We start from the raw sequence: 15,609 nt of genomic DNA, 5'->3' as shown, positions 1-15,609 counted from the left end.
CGCCTGTTCGCCACCGATGACTCGGACTTCTCGCTGGCTCTGGTCCAGGCGTACAACGACTGGCACATCGACGAGTGGTGCGGCGCCTACCCGGGGCGCTTCATCCCGATGGCGCTGCCGGTCATCTGGGACGCCGAGCTGTGCGCCGCGGAGGTGCGCCGGGTGGCCGCGAAGGGTTGCCACTCGCTGACGTTCACGGAGAACCCCGCGGTGATGGGGTATCCCAGCTTCCACGACCCGTACTGGAACCCGCTGTGGCGGGCCCTGTGCGACACGGACACGGTGCTGTCGGTGCACATCGGCTCTTCGGGACGGCTGTCGATCCCCGCCGTCGACTCGCCGCCGGATGTGATGATCACGCTCCAGCCGATGAACATCGTCCAGGCGGCGGCGGACCTGCTGTGGTCCAGGCCGGTGAAGGACTACCCGGACCTGAAGATCGCGCTCTCGGAGGGCGGCACGGGTTGGATCCCGTACTTCCTCGAGCGCGTCGACCGGACGTTCGAGATGCACGCGACGTGGACGCTGCAGGACTTCGGCGGGAAGCTGCCGAGCGAGGTGTTCCGGGACCACTTCCTCACGTGCTTCATCAGCGACCCGCTCGGGATCCGGCTGCGGCACGACATCGGCATCGACAACATCGCCTGGGAGTGCGACTACCCGCACAGCGACTCGATGTGGCCCGGTGCCCCGGAGGAGCTGACGGCGGTGTTGAACGGGTGCGACGTCCCGGACGACGAGGTCGCCAAGATGACGCATGAGAACGCGATGCGCTGGTACTCCTTCGATCCCTTCTCGCACATCCCGCGGGAGCAGGCGACGGTCGGCGCGCTGCGCCGGGCGGCCGCGGGGCACGACGTCTCGATCCAGTCGCACAGCCACCGGCTCGTCGATCCCGCGGACAAGCTCAACGCCTTCTTCGAGCAGATCGGGGCGGCGACGGGCGCCAACACGTGACGGGCACGCGATCGATCGCTAGACAATAGTACAGACGGCGTCTTACTGTCTCATCGTCGGGATTATCCGTGGCCGCGCCTCGCCGCGTGCCCACCCGTCTCGCGAGAAAGCTGAGGACGCGCCGATGTCGCTCACCGTCACCAAGGATCATGTGACCCTGGCGAACAGCGTCGCCGAATGGGGGGAGCGCCATGGCCTGCGGGCGGCGGCCCGGGCGGAGGTGGACCTTCCCGCCGTGCGGCGGCCGGGCGAGCTTCCCCGGTGGTGGTCCGACGCGGTCACCCTGGAACTACCAGGTCTGGCGCTGCCTCCGGCGGTCGCCGGTGCCGGTGCCGGGGTCGAGGAACTCGCCGTCGTACTGGCCGAGCTCGGCCACCAGGTCGCGCCCGGGCCGCTGGCGCCGTCGGCCGCGGCCGGGCTGGTGCTGTTGGCGGCACGCCGCCACGCGCCGGACCCGGAGTTCCTCGACACCCTCCTCGCCGGGGTGGCGGCGGGGAGGGCGATTCTCGCCACGGCTCTCGACGGATCGCCTCGGGCGACGTGCACGTCGGACGGCTACCGCGTGTCCGGGGACGCCGGTCTCGTTCTCGGCGCGCAGCACGCGACGGCGCTGCTGATCCGGGGCGCGACCGCGGAGGGCGAGCGATGGCTCGTGGTCGACGTGACCGACCGGGTGCAGGTGGACCCCATCGACAGCCTCGACCTCACCCGGCCACCGGCCCGCGTGACGCTGTCGGACGCGGCGGCCGGCCACGAGAGGCTGCTCGTGGGTGTCGACACCGAGCTCGTGCGGGACCTGTGTGCGACGACGGCCGCGGCTGAGGCCGCCGGCATCGCCCGTTGGGCGCAGGAGACCGCGACCGCATACGCCAAGGTCCGCGAGCAGTTCGGCCGCCCGATCGGCTCCTTCCAGGCCGTCAAGCATCTCTGTGCGGACATGCTGGCCCGCTCCGAGCTGGCCGCCGCCGCGGCGTGGGACGCCGCCACCGCGGCCACGGCGTACCTGCAGGACGGCGGAGGCGACGCGCGGCAGCAGCTCGCGCTGGCCGCGGCTGCGGCCGGGGCCGTCGCGCTGCCGGGCGCGGTGGACAACAGCAAGGACTGCATTCAGGTGCTCGGCGGCATCGGGATGACCTGGGAGCACGACGCGCACCTGGGCCTGCGCCGCGCGATGGTGCTCCGCGTCGTCTGCGGCGGCACCGGCCGGTGGCGGCTGAGGACCACGCAACTGGCCCGCGCCGGTGCCCGGCGGCGGTGGTCCGTCTCGCTGGGGGAGGAGGCGCGCGACATCCGCAGCCGGATCCGGGAGGCGATCGGGCGGTTGCCTGCGGACGAACCGGCGCGGCGGATCGCGCTCGCAGATGCGGGGCTCATCGCGCCGCACTGGCCGAAGCCCTACGGCCAGGGCGCACCACCTGTGGAGCAGCTGGTCATCGCAGAGGAACTCGATCGGGCCGGAGTCCGGGTGCCGGACCTCGTCGTGGGCAACTGGGCGCTCCCGACCATCATCCAGTCCGGCACCGACGCGCAGCGGGAACGTTTCGTCGTCCCCACGCTGCACGGAGACCTCGTGTGGTGCCAGCTGTTCTCCGAGCCGGGGGCCGGCTCGGACCTGGCGTCGTTGCGCACCCGGGCCTCCCGGGTTCCTGGCGGCTGGTCGTTGACGGGGCAGAAGGTCTGGACGTCGATGGCGCGTGAGGCGGACTGGGGGATCTGCCTGGCGCGCACCGACCCGGACGCCCCCAACCACCGAGGGATCAGCTACTTCCTCGTGGACATGAAGGCACCCGGATTCGAGATCCGTCCGCTGCGCGAGATCACCGGGGACGCCGTGTTCAACGAGGTCTTCCTCGACGGCGTCTTCGTCCCCGACGACATGGTCGTCGGCGAGGTCAACCGTGGGTGGGGTCTGGCGCGGGTCACCCTCGCCGCCGAAAGGGTCGCCATCGCGAGTACGGGGAGGGTCGGGGGAGGCCTCGCCCGGCTGGTGTCCGAGTGCGAACCCGAGCCGTTGTTCGACGAGCGGGTCGGCGAGCTGCTGGGCCGCAACCAGGTCGCTCAGGCGCTCGCCCAGCAGATCACCCTGCGCCGGCTGGACGGTCTCGACCCGGGGCCGACCGCCAGCGTCCGCAAGCTGGTGATGGCACACCTGGGCCAGGACGTGGCGGAATTCGCACTCACGATCATGGGCACTCGGGCGCTCGACCTCACCGACGAGCGCGCGGCAGCCCGGGTACACGCCTTCATGCTGGGGCGCGCCGGAACGATCGCCGGTGGCAGCAGCCAGATTCAGCGCAACATCATCGGGGAGCGCCTGCTCGGGCTACCGCGCGACTGAGCATCTCCCTTCCCATCCATCGGTCCCAGGGAGGAACTGCGACGTGGCGGTTAAGACGGCTGGAGCGAGGAGAGGCGTCTTCGTCAGCTCGTCCTCCACCGACCCCAGGCTGAGTCAGCTGACCGGGCCCGGCGCGCCGTTCGAGGTCGAGGAGATCGACATCGGCGGGGTCACCGTGCGCTCGTTCGTCCGCGCGCCCACCTCGGTCCTCGACGCGTTCCGCGCGGCCGAGGGACACGACGGCGAGGTGCACCTGGTCCTCGGCGAGGACCGGCTGACGTTCGCGGACGTCCGGCGGCGAGCGCTCGGGCTGGCGCGCAGGATGAGGACCGAGTACGGCGTCGTGCCGGGCGACCGCGTCGCCATCGCGATGCGCAACCTCCCTGAGTTCGTCGTCGCCTTCTGGGGGACCGCGGTACTCGGCGCGGTCGTCGTCCCTCTCAACGCCTGGTGGACCGGGCCGGAACTGCGTTTCGCGCTGCGGGACGCCGGCGCGAAGCTCGTGTTCGCGGACCCTGAACGGGTCGCCCGCCTGGGTCCGGTACAGGCCGCGTTCTCCGGCGCCCCGGTGGTCGGTATCCGGACCCCGGTCGGCGCGGCGGGCGTGGCCGCCCACTTCGCGGACCTGGTGGACGCCGAGCCCATCGGCGTCGCGGATCTTGCGACGCCGGGCCCGGACGACCCGGTGACGCTGCTGTACACCTCTGGAACCACCGGACGTCCCAAGGGCGCCCTGAACACCCACCGCGGCACGATGACGAACATCATGAACATGGCGTTCGCCGCGCTGCGCGACCAGATCGTCTCGGGACGGCCCCCAGATCAGCCGGCCCAGTCGGCGACCGTCCTGACGGGCCCGCTCTTCCACATCGGCGGCATCGCCTCGATCGTCGGCGGCGCGATGGGCGGCTCGAAGCTCGTGTTCCTGCGCAAATGGGATGTGGGCTCCGCGCTGGCCGTCGCCGAACGGGAAGGCGCGACCAACCTGGGCGGCGTACCGGCCGTCGCACGGCAGCTCGTGGAGTACCCGGCGCTGGACCGATTCGCGCTGCGGGTGCGCAGCTTCTCGATGGGCGGCGCGGCGGTCGCGCCGGACCTGCCGCGCCGGGTGCTGGCCGCCTTGGGCGAGTCGGTGCAGCTGCTGAACGGGTACGGGCTGACGGAGACGACGGCCGCCGTCGTCACGAACGTGGGGGCGGAGTACGCGCAGCACCCAGACAGCGTCGGCCGGCTGAACCTGACCTCGGAGTTGCGAGTTGAGGGTTGCGACGGGCAGGCCCTCGGCGTGGGGGAGATCGGTGAGCTGTGCTTCCGGTCCCCGCAGGTCGCGAAGGGGTACTGGAACGACCCGGAGTCGACGCGTGCCTCCTTCGTCGACGGGTGGTTCCGCACCGGCGACGTCGGCTACATCGACGCCGAGGGGTTCGTGTACGTCGTCGACCGGCTCAAGGACGTCGTCATCCGCGGCGGCGAGAACGTCTACTGCGCGGAGGTCGAGGCGGCGCTCGTCGAACACCCGCTCGTCGCCGAGGTCGCGGTTGTCGGGCTGCCGGATCCGGCGATGGGAGAACGGGTCTGCGCCGTCGTCGTCCCGCGCGCGGAGGGCCCGCCGGACCTCGCCGCGCTCCGTGAGTTCGGCGGCGAGCGGCTGGCCGCCTTCAAGTGCCCGGAAGCCTTGTACGTCGTCGCCGACGTTCCACGAACGGCGACGGGCAAGGTCGCCAAGCACGAGCTGCGGGCGCTGCTCGCGGGCGATCTGGCCGCGGTCGAGCGGATGCCGCCGTCTGCGGCCCCCACTACGGCGGACGGAGCCACGTAACCATGCCTGAGCATCGCGTGCACGACGGTCTCATCAACGTCCACTTCGGCGACATCGAGCAGCAACCGGAGTGGATGATCCGAGTGCGGGACGACTACTTCAAGGGCGGCGACTCCCTCTTCCGCAGGTGGGAGATGTCCGCCGTCCTCGACGAGATGGACGCAGCCGGCGTCGAGCGCGCCGTCCTCACCGCCAACGTCTCGATGCTCGACGGGTCACCGTTCAGGTTCGCGCAGGCCAGACCGGACCGGTTCGCGCTCTCCCTCGGCGGGCTGAATCTGCTCACCCCGATGCCGACTCTGAGGCTGCTGCAATCCATCCTCGCGGACCATCCCGTGGTGAGTGCGGCGGTCGGCCCGTCGTTCTGGGGGGACGGCATGTACCCGCCCACGGATGCGGTGTACTTCCCGCTGTACACCAAGTGCTGCGAGCTCGGCCTTCCGTTGTGCATGAACGCGGGACTACCCGGCCCCCCGATTCCCGGCGAGGTCCAGAACCCCATCCACTACGACCGGGTCTGCGTCCGGTTCCCCGAGCTGAAGCTCTGCCTGATCCACGGCGCGGATCCATGGTGGGACACCGCGATCCGGCTCATGCTCAAGTACCAGAACCTGCACCTCATGACATCCGCGTGGGCCCCCAAGTACCTTCCGGAGTCGCTCCTGCACTTCATGCGGACACGGGGGAAGTCGAAGGTCATCTTCGGGTCGGACGCCCCCGTTCTGTCGATCACCCGGACCGTCGGTGAGGCGCTGCGGCTGGACCTGCCGGCTGACGTCATGGACAACTACCTGTACGGCACCGCCCAGCGCTTCTTCTTCGATCGCCTCGGCTCCGCACCGCAGCCGACCGCGGACGTGCTCCATGGATGACCACGAGGCGGGGGAGGTCGTCGCGCTGGTGCGGCGTTTCGTGCGCGAGCGTGTGGTGCCCGCCGAGGCGCGGATCGAGGAGGCCGACGAGGTCCCGGAGGAGCTGCGCCGGGCGGCTGCCGACCTCGGGCTGTACGGCTTCGCCGTGCCCGCCGAGTACGGCGGCCTCGGGCTGACCATGACCCAGGAGGTGCGCCTGGTGATGGAACTGGGGTGGACCACCCCTGCCTTCCGCTCGCTGTTCGGGACCAACAACGGCATCGCGGGGCACGTGCTGCTCGAAGGCGGCACCCAGGCGCAGCGGAAGGAGTTCCTGCCGCGCCTGGCCGGTGGCGAATGGACGGCGTCCTTCGCCCTCACCGAGCCGGACGCCGGCTCGGACCCCGGCGACCTGCGGACCCGCGCCCGGCGCACGTCCGGGGGCTGGGTGCTGGACGGCACGAAACGGTTCATCACCAACGCGCCGTCGGCCGACGTGTTCATGGTCTTCGCGCGGGACGCCGATGCGCCCGGCCTGGGCGCTGACGGGATCTCGGCGTTTCTCGTGCCGGCCGGCACGCCCGGCCTGACGGTCGGCCCGCGGGACCACAAGATGGGGCAGGCGGGAGCGCTCACCGCGGACGTCACGCTCGACGGCGTCACGGTGCCCGAGGACGCCGTCGTCGGTGGCGCGGACGGGGTCGGGAGCGGGTACCGCATCGCGATGCGGTGCCTGGCCCACGGCCGGCTGCACATCGCCGCGCTCTGCGTGGGCATGGCCCAGCGGCTCCTGGAAGAGACCGTCGGCTACGCGAAGTCGCGCCGCCAGTCCGGCCGGCCGATCGCCGAGTTCCAGCTCGTCCAGGCGTTGATCGCAGACTCGCAGACCGACGTCTACACCGGCCGCGCCACGGTCCTCGCCGCCGCCGCCGAGTACGACGCCGCCACCGACCGCAGGTTGGCCCCGAGCGTCGCGAAGTACCACTGCAGCGAACTGGTCGGCCGGGTCGCCGATCGCGCCGTCCAGGTGCACGGCGGCACGGGCTACATCCGCGGGGTCGCCGTGGAGCGCTTCTACCGGGACGCCCGCCTGTTCCGCATCTACGAGGGCACCAGCCAGATCCAGCAGCTCGTCATCGCCAAGCACTCGCTCGCGCGAGACGGTGCCGCTTGACGGCTATGCGCCGTCGTTCACCCGACGATCCGCCGCCGTCGACCTGGCCGGCCGCACCCACTTCTGTTTCTCTGGGTCCCAGAGAGCCTTTTGAAGGCCTTCAAGAGAGCGCCGTCGAGGTCGTGGCCCGCCGCACGTGGCGGGCGATGACGGCGTAGACCGTTCGCGCGGTTTCCTCGTCCCAGTTGTCGTAGCCGTGATCCACGCCGGGGACGTCGATGTGCTCGAGGAGGGCGCCCGACGCCCGCAGACGCTCGGCGTACCGCCGCCCCTCGTCCCTGAGGCGGTCGTACTCGGGCGTGATGACGAGTGCCGGGGCGATGCCCGCCAGATCCGCGGTGTCTGCCCGGCTCGCGGGCGATGCCAGGCGGTCGGCGCGTTCGCGCGGGTCGGGAATGTAGGCGGTGTCGAACATCTCGGCCAACCACGGACGCAGCAGTGGCTTGTCGATCGCCGCCCGCTTGTCCCTCGCGGGGGTCGTGAGGTCGAGCGCCGGATAGTGGAGCGCCTGGAGCGCGATCGGCGGTCCGCCCTGCTCCAGCGCCTGGCGTGCCGCCGCGGCGGCAAGACTGCCACCCGCGCTCTGGCCGCCCACCGAGAGGCGTTCGCCGTCCCAGCCGTGCTCGGCGCCATGCTCGGCCACCCACCGAACGACGTCGAACGCCTGGCGGGGCGGCTCGGGAAAGCGGTGTTGCGGGGCGACGACGTAGTCCACGTTGAGCACGACGACTCCCGCCTCCGCGGCGAGGTATCGGCAGAGCGGGTCGTCCAGGTCCGTCGACGCCATGACGAAGCCGCCGCCGTGGAAGTTGACGTGGACACCAGGCAACTGGTCCTGGTCGGCCGGCAGGTAGACGACGGCGCGGGCCGGGGCGACGGAGGTGGGGATCGTCAGCCGGCGGGTGTTGCGCGGGAGCTCCGGAAACTTCTCGGGCGCAGTCGCCTCGGGGCCCCGCCCGGCTCGCCGGGCCAGCGCACCGAGACGCTGCAACGTGATCGCGGCGACGGATGCCAACCTGGGGCGGGACATGAGGGACATGGACGCCGAAGGTACCCGAACGACGGGGCCGGTCAACCGGCCGGGGCTGCGCCGTCTGCCGAGGTTCGCCCACGTATTCGGTGTGATTCCGGGTCACGGAAACGTTTGAGCACACCGAAAACGTGGGCGAACCCAGGTAGATCGGCCCGGCGGCAGATCGCAACAGCGACGACGTGGCCACGCACCGCTACCAACCGCTCTCCGCGAACTGAGTCGCGTCTGGACCCCGGTTTGGGGTCGAGGCATGACTGAGTCGCGTCTGGACCCCGTTTTGGGGTCGAGGCATGACTGAGTCGCGTCTGGACCCCGTTTTGGGGTCGAGGCACGACTGAGTCGCGTCTGGACCCCGGTTTGGGGTCGAGACGCGACTGAGTCGACGGACCGGCGTCGACGGACCGGCTAGGTCTCGGCGCCGCGACGCGTGGCGCGGCCACGTTTGGCCTCGTACATCCGCTGATCCGCTTGGTGGACCAGCTCATCGACGTCCACGTCGGGATCGTCGCTGGCCGCCACCCCGACGCTGGTGCCCACGCGCACCACCTGCCCGTCCGCGAGCCGGATGGGGCGGCTGACGGCCTCGCGGACCCGCCCTACGACGTCCGACAGGGCGCCGAGCACGCCGTCGGGGCGGCCGGGCGGCATGAGCGCGAGGATGAACTCGTCCCCGCCCAGGCGCCCGGCGACGTCGTCGTCCCGGATGACGTCGCGCAGTCGCTGCGCGGTGCGGACCAGCACCTCGTCGCCGGCGGCGTGACCGATCTGGTCGTTGATCTGCTTGAACCCGTCCAAGTCGCAGAACACCAGGGCCAGGGCACGCTCTCCCTGGCGCACCCGCGTACGCAGACCCGCGACCGCCGTCAGGAAGCCGGCGCGGTTGAGCAGCCCGGTGAGCGAGTCCACCTGCGCCGCGTGGGTGAGCTGGTCCTGCAGGTCCCGCCGCTCGGTGACGTCGCGCAGGTTCATCAGCACCCCGTGGTCCGCGTCCGCATGCGACGGGCGTTTCGCCGTGAACTCGACCCAGCGGACACCTTGTCCCTCGCCCGCCGCCAGCCGTGCTTCCCACCTGCGGGCGAAGTCACCCGGTGCCTCGGTGACCGCCGTCCAGAGAGCGGCGAAGTGTCCCCGGTCGTCGGGCAGGACGACATCCTCGATCGATCGACCGAGGAGGCCGGCGGCGGGAATCCTCAGGACGTCGTCGGCGGCGGGGCTGACGTACGTGAACGTGCCGTCCAGCGTGAGGACGGCGACGACGTCCGAGGAGTTCTGCACGAGTGTCCGGAACCTGTTCTCGGCGTCGGCCAGCTCGGTCATGGCGCGCTCCTGCTCCGCGGTCGCCAACCCCAGGCTCGCCACCGCGGACAGGGCGATCCCGAGCGTGAGTATCCCGGTCAGCAGGGACACGCGCGGCGTGAGCAACTGCGGAACGACGGTCGTGATCAGCGCGAGGTTGGCCACGGAGACGAGCACCGATGCGAGCGCGATGCGCCGCCAGGCGGCGGATCCAGACCACCGTACGTGCGGTATCGCCACGGGCACGGTGAACAACGGCGCCCAGGCACCCAGCCCGGCCACGTCTGCCCACGGCGTGAACACGGCGAGTGCCAGGAGGACGCGCAGCACCGGCCGGTTGTCCAGGCGGCCGCCCCCGATCAGCCGCTGGGGACCCTCCTGGCCCATCACCATGACGGCTACCCATGCGGCGGGCAGCCACCACGGTGCGGGCCATCCCGCCCACCGGACGGCGAGGTTGAACGTCACGCCGACGGCGAGACCGCCGACGGCGACGGCCAGCAGCGACGACTGCGGCAGCACTGGCGTCGTGCTGCGGTCGACGTCCCGCACGCGCCACCGTCCGGCCACTCGCCGATGCTCCCTCCGCCGCCTCCTGCCACCTTTGTCGGTGAGGCGGGGGGTCGGCTTGATGCGTGGGATCCAGTGGGCTGGAATAGCATGATCGACAGTGTTGGGCGCCTGCTCGACGCACGCCGAAAGGACCAGCACCACCCGCCCGGGTGCGCGCGACCACCGCCGGGCAGAACCGGTCACCCGCCGTACGGCCATGCTACGACGTGACTGATACGTCCTAATTGACTCAGGCGCCCGTTTCGGACTAGTTTCCGCTCCGCGAAGCGCGAGTGTGCCGGCAGGGCGTGGAGTTCGCCCGACTCGTCGCGGTAGGCCACGAGTTCCTCACCGGGGTAGCGAAGGGGCCGGGCCGCACCGGCGGGGCGTGCGTGGACGGGTCTCGGTGTGAGGTCGTGGCCGGACGGCCCGCGCATAGGATGTGCGGGCGCCCGACGACGGGAAGGACGAGCGGAAGACCAGGACGAGATGACGACGTACCCGGTCGCGGCGGGAACGTCGCCCGCGCCACCCAAGGCACGGCGACGGCGGCGTGGCGAGCCGCGTCTGCTCCTGCTCGAGGCTGCGCGGGAGTTGTTCGGCAGCCAGGGCTACGCGGCCACGAGCACCCGGGAGATCACCGACCGGGCCGGTGTCTCCGAGACGCTCATGTTCCGTCACTTCGGATCGAAGGCCGGCTTGTTCCGCGAGGCGCTGGCACTGCCGTTCATCGAGTTCATCGAGGATTTCAGCCGCCGGTGGCGTGTGGGCGAGGTCAGCGAGTTGGGCGACGCGGAGCTCGGGCACCAGTACATCGGCGAGCTCTACGACTTGTTCCGCGGCAATCGTGGCCTGGTGGTGATGTTCTGGGCCGGTGACATCTCCCGCGATCACGAGTGGCTCGACATCGGTATGGCCGAGATCGACCAGGCGATGAAGAAGCTGGTCAAGATCGGCAGTGAGGAGACGGCCCGCCGCCAGGGCAGGGCGATGCGGGACCATGCGCTCGCGACCCGGGCGACCCTGGCGATGATCGCGGGCATGGCGGTGTTCGGGGAGTCCTTCTACGGCAAGCGGCGACCCTCCCGCAAGAGAATCATCGAGGAGATCTACCAGTCGGCCATGCATGGTCGACTGCACCGGGACGAGTGAGGCGAGCACTGCTGCCGCAGTGGTGACCACGCCGCGGATCGCACCGTGGTCATGGCTTGACGATGCCGCCCGCTCGCCTGCCCGGCGGAGACGGCTCGGCGCCGGAGTAGCTGGAGTCGTTAGTGAAGTGTGCACTAGCTAGAGCCGTTGCGGAACCCGCGAGCATCGGTTAGCGTCCTGCTCATCGCCAAGGTGGCACTGCTGGGATCGCGGCTCCTCGGTCGGCCGTGCCCGACACCCTCGGTGTGTGCGGTCCGCTGGGCGTCGCCGAGCGGATCGTCCGGTTTCACCTCATCGACAAGACGATTCGACTCCCTTCCCACGGCCATGCTTCAGGGACCGCGGACGCTGCGCATCGTGATCGATGAGCAGGCCCCCCCGCGGTTCAGGGCAGGGATGAACCAGGCGGGACGAGTTGAGGGCAGGGATAGCCGTGTCGGTGGGACGCCAGGCGGAACCGATCAAGCTGGGGATCTTGCAGGACTTCGAGATCCCGCCCGGCACCGCGTACGACCCTCAGCGGGACTTCCTCGACGCCTTCACCCTGGTCTTCCGGGAGGCCAAGGCTGCCGGGCTGCTCGACCGGGACGTCGAACTGGTCGAGCGGAACGCACGCGGCCTGCCGACCGGTTCGGTGAAGTCGGTGCGGGATGCCTACGGCGAGCTCGTCGACGAGGGGTGTCTCGCGATCTTCGGCCCGCACATTTCGGAGAACACGATCGCGATCCGACCCGAGATCGAGCGACGCTTCGAAGTACCGTCGATCAGTCTCTGCGGCGCGGACCAGTGGCTCGGCGAGTGGACCTTCGCGTTGCCGAACGGTTCGATGACCGATGAGCCGATCGTCATCGCCCATCTGGCCGTGAAGGCCGGGGCCAAGACCGCCGCAGTACTGGTCGAGCGCTCGGTGATCGGGCAGCTGTACCTGCGAAGTTTTCGCGACGCCTGCCGAGAATTCGGGCTGCGGATCGTGGCCGAGGAAACCATCCCGCAGACCGGACAGGACATCGTCGAGGCCGTCCATGCCGTGCGCACCTTCACGCCGGACGCCCTGGTGCACCTCGGCTTCGGCTTCGGCGTCATCCGCATCAACGAAGCCCTCGAATCGGCAGGCTGGAACCCGTTGCGCTACCTGGGCACCGCGCTCGAGGACGGCTACTTCTCCGACGAGATCTGGGATGCCTACGTGGGCTGGGTCGGGCTGGAGCAGTACGACGAGGACAACAAGGTCGGCCAGCGGTTCCTGGATCGGTTCGAGGCCGCCTACGGTCGCCGTCCGGAGTACTTCGCGCCCGTCGTGTGCCGCGACGCCGCCGAGGCGTTCGCCCGGGCGTTCGCGGGTGCCGAGCCGCTCTCGCCGGCCGGAGTGCGAGACGCGCTGGAGCGCGTGAAGCTCGTACCGGCCGCCTCGGGGGCGCCCGGAACAACCGTCTCCTTCGGCCAGTGGACGCGCCGCGGCTGGATGGGTCCGGGCTATCTGGTGGCGCGGACGTTCGAGGCCGACCGGAAGACCCACCGTCTCGTCGGGCGATTCGAACCGTGACAGGGCCGAACAAGCCTTCCCGGTGGCGACCACCAGCGAGGTCGGTGCCGCGGTTGCCGCCGCCCGAGCTGGGGTCCGTGGTGTGGCGCCGGTAGACGCCGGATGCCCGCCGCGACGCGCGGGGAATTCCAAGACATTGCTAAGAAAATGATAAGAGAGCGCTAAGAAAGTGCTAAGAAAGTGCGCTCGCAACACTAAATAGAAGCGGTTCCCGACTGGCAACGCGTCCGCCCCGGCGGGCTCGGCCGCTCTGCGCGCGCCGCGCCGTGATCCGCAGCTGGCGCACGTGCGGAGAGCGTCCCGCCTGGTGAGAGCTACGTTTCCGATGCACGAAAATCGTCCTATCCGGACTGGTTGGTCCGTAGTACCATCAGGGATCCTGCGCACCAGACCTGGTACATCGATTCCCTGACTGAGGAGTTCCGGCAGTGATGCCCACGCTCATTCGACGTCCCCGTCCGGCCGCGGGGTTGCTTGCGGCCGTGACGGCCGGCATTACCGCGGTCGCCATCGGCATCCCGTCGTTCGGCCCGCTGGGCGCACCTGCGGCAGCCCAGGCGGCGGCCGCGGCAGCCCCGACGATCACGCAGCCACCGGCTGGCAGCCACGGCTTCCCGTTCTTCAGCGACACGGTGGGCCTGGCCGCCAAAGGTTACGTAGAGCAGGAGTTCTTCATCGGCGGCACCGCGACCGCGTACAAGAAGTCCGGCACGTTCGCCTCGGACGGTAACTGGCGCGTGACGCCGGGCAGCCAGGCCCCGTACAAGACCCGGATGGTGGTCCGGCGCCCGAGCGACCCGGCGAAGTTCAACGGCACCGTTGTGGTGGAGTGGTTCAACGCCACGGGCCAGATCGGCGTGCCGGCGGACTGGGTCACGATGAAGGACGAGTTGCTGCGGTCCGGCTACGCCTACGTCGGCGTTGACGTGCAGAAGGCCGGCATCGACGGTGGCCTGCCGTTCTTCCCCGCGCTCAAGGGCTGGGACGAGGCCCGGTACGGAACCCTGAGCCACCCCGGCGACCAGTACTCCTACGACATCTTCTCCCAGGCGGCGAAGGCGCTGCGGGCCCCGAACGGCCCCAACCCGTTGGGGAACCTCAGGCCGAGCAAGCTGATCGCCCTGGGCGAGTCGCAGTCGGCGTTCCGGCTGACGACGTACGTGGACGCCGTGGCGCCGGTGGCGAAGGTGTACGACGGTCACCTGATTCACAGCAGCTTCGCTGCCGGCGCCCCGCTGGAGGAGTCCCCGGGCGACACCTCCATGCCGAATCCGACCCGGATCCGCACCGACCTGACCGTGCCGACGTTCGTGGTGGAAACCGAGACCGACGTGCCCATGCACCTCGCCGCCAGGCAGCCGAACTCCGCGAGCGTCCACATCTGGGAGCTCGTGGGTACCTCGCACGCTGACACGTGGCTCCTCAACGGCTCGGCGGCGATCGCCGGGCGCACCTACGGCATCACGTTCCCTGGCTTCGGCTGTGGTGACACCGTGGCACCGATCAACGACGGACCACAGCGGTACGGGGTGAACGCGGCGCTGGCCGGGCTCAACCGGTGGATCCGGACCGGACGTGCACCCGCCGCCGCCCCCGACATCACGGTGGCCGCCGGGCAGATCGTGCGCGATCCGGCCACGGGGCTGGCGCTGGGCGGCGTCCGGCTGCCGGACATCTCCGTGCCTACCCGGTCCCTCTCCGGTGCGCGCAGCACATCCGGCCTGGGTGCGATCTGCAGCCTGTTCGGCGCCGTCGATCCGTGGAACGGCGACGGCGACGCGTGGGACCAGCACAACGCTGACGACACGTCCGACCCGGTCGGAAAGCTCGTGCCGGAACCGGATCTCGCCCAGCTCTACCCGACCGGCGCCGCGTACGTCGACAAGGTGCGCGCCGCCGCGGACGCGGCCGTGCTGAATGGCTTCCTGACACCGGGCGACGCCGCAACGATCGTTGCCGCCGCCCGCACCTCACCGACCGCCCGCTGACGCGGCGCCGGTAGGGCACCGCGAGTGCGCGGCGGCGAAGCGATGCTCCGCTCTCGGGAGTGGAATCCGCGTGAGCCGCCGCGTACCGGTCGTGGGTGATGCTGGATACTCGCGGGGTGACGTCGAGAGAGCGCATCCTGGATGCCGCGACGGCCCTGATGGAGCGATCGGGCTTCGAAGCGGTGAACGTGGTGTCGGTGGCGGCGGAGGCGCGGGTTTCCCGGCAGACCGTGTACACGCACTTCGGCAGCCGTGAAGAGCTTCTCTCGCAGGCCATCGCGCGCGTCAGCGCCCGTGTCCTGGATCGGATCGACGCGCTGGTCGCCGGCGAGGAGGACGCCGCCGACTACGTCATCGAGCTTCTGGTCGCAGTGCGGTCGGAGTTCCGGTCGCTGCCACTGCTGAGGTCGCTGTGGTTCGCTGACCGCGGGAGCCCGTTGTTCGACGAGGACTCGTTCGTTCGCGGGACGCCGGTCACCGTGCAGATCCTGGAACAGCCGCTACTGCGGCGTGAGCCCCGGCTGGCCAAGCGTTTCGACGACGTGGTCGAGCTGCTCATGCGGATCGGTCTGTCGATTCTCCTGTTCGACAGCGACCTCATTCGTGCCGACGACGACCTGCGACGCTTTCTGCGCTGGTCGCTGATTCCGCCGATGTTCTCGAATCTCGACGACGCCTGAACCGCCATGTCCGGCACGCCGCTGGGTTGACACCCTGCGGCCTGGTGTCTAGTTTGTAGTGACCGGCATTGCTGAGCAAGTGCTCAGTTCTTCTACAAGGGAGGCCGGTCATGCTCAGAGTTCGCACTGGATGCCAGTTCGCTGGACGATCCGGAACTCTCATCGGTCGGGCTGGTTGCTTTCCCCTGACCATAGCGAATGACACTGGGCCGCAAGGACTTTGGCC

General features: G+C 70.2%; 11 protein-coding genes. 9 read left to right on the top strand and 2 right to left on the bottom strand.

Features of this window, described 5'->3' with window-relative positions:
- The 5 genes from AC08OU_RS07215 to AC08OU_RS07195 form a co-directional block, all read left to right on the top strand.
- On the top strand, positions 1–957 hold a 957-nt coding region (locus AC08OU_RS07215), incomplete at its 5' end, for an amidohydrolase family protein (protein ID WP_476604542.1).
- 124 nt (positions 958–1,081) lie between these two features.
- Positions 1,082–3,295, top strand: a complete 2,214-nt coding sequence (locus tag AC08OU_RS07210) for an acyl-CoA dehydrogenase family protein (RefSeq protein WP_476604541.1) — start codon at positions 1,082–1,084, stop codon at positions 3,293–3,295.
- Positions 3,296–3,338: 43 nt separating this feature from the next.
- Positions 3,339–5,114: a class I adenylate-forming enzyme family protein gene (locus AC08OU_RS07205; protein WP_476604540.1), complete on the top strand. Its 1,776-nt coding sequence runs from the start codon at positions 3,339–3,341 to the stop codon at positions 5,112–5,114.
- 2 nt (positions 5,115–5,116) lie between these two features.
- A complete protein-coding gene (locus AC08OU_RS07200) occupies positions 5,117–5,986 on the top strand; it encodes an amidohydrolase family protein (protein ID WP_476604539.1) in 870 nt (289 codons plus the stop codon).
- Positions 5,979–7,139 carry an acyl-CoA dehydrogenase family protein gene (locus AC08OU_RS07195; protein WP_476604538.1) on the top strand — a complete coding sequence of 387 codons (1,161 nt, stop codon included), beginning with the start codon at positions 5,979–5,981 and terminating at the stop codon, positions 7,137–7,139. Before AC08OU_RS07200 ends, AC08OU_RS07195 begins: the two co-directional genes overlap by 8 nt.
- 100 nt (positions 7,140–7,239) lie before the next feature.
- Here the strand turns inward: AC08OU_RS07195 and AC08OU_RS07190 are convergent, their stop codons facing one another.
- Both AC08OU_RS07190 and AC08OU_RS07185 read right to left on the bottom strand, forming a co-directional pair.
- A complete protein-coding gene (locus AC08OU_RS07190) occupies positions 7,240–8,169 on the bottom strand; it encodes an alpha/beta hydrolase (RefSeq protein ID WP_476604537.1) in 930 nt (309 codons plus the stop codon).
- Positions 8,170–8,577: 408 nt separating this feature from the next.
- Positions 8,578–10,038, bottom strand: coding sequence for a diguanylate cyclase (locus AC08OU_RS07185; protein WP_476604536.1), 1,461 nt, complete (start codon positions 10,036–10,038; stop codon positions 8,578–8,580).
- A 471-nt stretch (positions 10,039–10,509) separates the two neighbouring features.
- Between AC08OU_RS07185 and AC08OU_RS07180 the strand changes: the two genes are divergently transcribed.
- The 4 genes from AC08OU_RS07180 (at position 10,510) to AC08OU_RS07165 (ending at position 15,383) form a co-directional block, all read left to right on the top strand.
- The gene (locus AC08OU_RS07180; protein ID WP_476604535.1) at positions 10,510–11,172 is read left to right on the top strand and encodes a TetR/AcrR family transcriptional regulator; all 663 of its coding nucleotides are present in this window, start codon (positions 10,510–10,512) and stop codon (positions 11,170–11,172) included.
- 439 nt (positions 11,173–11,611) lie between these two features.
- Positions 11,612–12,715 carry an ABC transporter substrate-binding protein gene (locus AC08OU_RS07175; protein WP_476604534.1) on the top strand — a complete coding sequence of 368 codons (1,104 nt, stop codon included), beginning with the start codon at positions 11,612–11,614 and terminating at the stop codon, positions 12,713–12,715.
- A 431-nt stretch (positions 12,716–13,146) separates the two neighbouring features.
- On the top strand, positions 13,147–14,703 hold the full coding sequence (locus AC08OU_RS07170; protein ID WP_476604533.1) for an alpha/beta hydrolase domain-containing protein: 1,557 nt from the start codon (positions 13,147–13,149) through the stop codon (positions 14,701–14,703).
- Positions 14,704–14,819: 116 nt separating this feature from the next.
- Positions 14,820–15,383, top strand: a complete 564-nt coding sequence (locus AC08OU_RS07165) for a TetR/AcrR family transcriptional regulator (protein WP_476604532.1) — start codon at positions 14,820–14,822, stop codon at positions 15,381–15,383.
- The last annotated feature ends 226 nt before the right edge of the window (positions 15,384–15,609 follow it).

This window comes from Frankia sp. CcMO1 (assembly GCF_977945845.1).
The sequence above is the reverse complement of the archived record's forward strand: the minus strand, read 5'-3'. Positions and strand labels throughout refer to the sequence as shown.